2 protein-coding genes are annotated in these 2,213 nt (G+C 72.8%); both read left to right on the top strand.

What is annotated here, in order from left to right; genetic code table 11:
* The coding region (locus tag ACVNF4_RS35190) for a PucR family transcriptional regulator (RefSeq protein ID WP_461806912.1) at positions 1–1,190 on the top strand (1,190 nt) is incomplete at its 5' end.
* Between the two features lie 43 nt (positions 1,191–1,233).
* Positions 1,234–2,097: an ACP S-malonyltransferase gene (gene fabD, locus ACVNF4_RS35185; protein WP_461806911.1), complete on the top strand. Its 864-nt coding sequence runs from the start codon at positions 1,234–1,236 to the stop codon at positions 2,095–2,097.
* Positions 2,098–2,213: the final 116 nt, after the last annotated feature.

Genomic DNA, 2,213 nt, shown 5'->3' with positions numbered 1-2,213 from the left:
CCCACCCCGCCCGCTCCCGGCAGCCGGCCGCCGCGACCGGCGTCGCCCTGCTGACCAGGGTCCCCGGCGACCTCAGAGCACGCGGCGCCGAAGCCCTCGCGCTGTACGTCCTCACCTGCCTCGCCGGGTACGAGGCCGACGACGTCCCCGAGATCGTCGGCGTCTCCGTCCGCGAGTTCACCCGCCGAGGCCTGCCCGTCGACGGACCCTTCGACGCGCTGAAAAGCCAACTCGACTGCCTGGTCGGCGAGTTGTTCCGGTCCTGCCGGGACGTGCTGGGCCCCTCGGAGGCGGCGGACGTCACCCGCGCCCTGTCCGGGGCACTGGTCACCAAGGTGCAGCACATCCTCCTGACCCTGGCCGAACAGGCCGACGACGAGCGGCGCGGCTGGTCCGGCAGCGCCGCCGCACACCACCAGGAACTCGTCCTCGACATCCTCGACGGCACCGACGTGGACGCCCCCCAGGCGTTCCTGCGGCTCGGCTACGACATCAGCCGCAGCCACCTCGCGCTCGTCGTCTGGCGCGACGACTGGGGCACCCGAGGCACCGCGGACCTGGCCGCCGCCGCCACGACTCTGCTGCGCGGCGCCGGCTGCTCCTCCCTGCTGACCGTCCCCGTCGGAGTGTCGTCCCTGTGGGCCTGGGGTTCACGCACCCGGGACCAGCCCCTGCCGCTGCGCCGACTGCGCGGCGCCGACGGCCCCTTGCGGCAGCTCGCGGCAGCACCGGGGGTGCACATCGCGGCGGGCCTGCCGGGGGACGGCATCGAGGGCTTCCGCACGAGCCACCGGCAGGCCAGGGAGACCGCCCAGCTCATCCGCGCCGCCGGCAGCGCCGCCGCCGGCCGCACCCCGCCCTACGACTACGGCGAACTCGAACTGGCCGTCCTGCTGCGCTCACGGCCCGACCTGAGCGCCGGGTTCGTCCACCGCGAACTCGGCCCGCTGGCCGCCGACGACATGGCCGAACTGCGAGCCACCGTCAAGTGCTACCTCGACCTGGAACGCAGCATGTCCGCCGTCGCCGACCGGCTCCACATCGCCAAGAGCAGCGTCGCCTACCGGATCAGGAAGGCCGAACGGCTCCTGGGCCGCCCGGTCCAGGAGGACCGCCTGCGCCTGCACAGCGCGCTGCTGCTCTTCGACGTCCTCGGCCGGGCCGCCCTCGACGGCCCCGGCCCCAACTGACCCGAACCGACCCGCCGTCACCGCATCCGCCCAGGGAGGCACCATGCCGTTCGCAGTTCTCTTCCCCGGCCAGGGGGCCCAGTTCCGGGGAATGGGCACGGACGTGTTCGACCGCTATCCCGCGCTCACGGAGTTCGCCTGCGACCTCCTCGGGTACGACCTCGTCGCCGTCTGCCGGGACAACCCCGACGACATGCTGGCGCGCACCGAGTGCACCCAGCCGGCGCTGTTCGTCGTCAACGCCCTGCACACCTTCGAGCGGGAACGGCGCGAGGAACGCCGGGCCGACTACTACCTCGGGCACAGCCTCGGCGAGTACAACGCCCTGCTGGCCGCCGGGGTCTTCGACTTCCAGACCGGCCTCAGGCTGGTCAGGAAACGCGGCGAACTGATGGCGGCGGCCTCCGACGGCGGGATGACGGCCGTGATGGGCCTGGAGGGGGAGGAACTGCTGGACCTCCTCAGGGAGGACGGGATCGACACGATCGACCTGGCGGGCTTCAACTCCGACACCCAGCTCGTCGTCGCGGGCCCCGCCCCGGACCTGCGCGCCGCCCACGAGACACTCGCACGGCACGGCGTCCGCTTCGTGCCGCTGCGGGTCGGCGGGCCGTTCCACTCCCGGTACATGGACCCCGCGCGCGTCGTGTTCGAGAAATACCTGAAGGAATTCACCTTCCACACCCCGCACACCCCGGTGATCGCCAACGCGACCGGACTCCCGCACGTGCCGGACGAATTCACGCGCACCCTCGGCGACCAGCTCGTCAAACCCGTGCGGTGGACCGACAGCATCCGCCACCTCCTCGGCCTGGACTCACCGCTGGAGTGCGAGGAGGTGGGCGGCCGGTCCCTGCTCGGCATGGTGAAGAAGATCAGCGCCGCACGCACGCCGGAACCCGTGTGAGCGACCGGTCAACTCCCTTGACGCACCAGCCCGTCCGGCTCGTCGAGGGCGTCGAAGGGCACGGCCGACAGCCTCGGTCGGCCCGGCGCGGCCCGCAGCGCGGCGGCGGTGCGCTG

It is taken from the genome of Streptomyces sp. S6, assembly GCF_054880855.1.
Note: the sequence above shows the minus strand (reverse complement) of the source record. Positions and strands in the feature narration are given on the sequence as shown.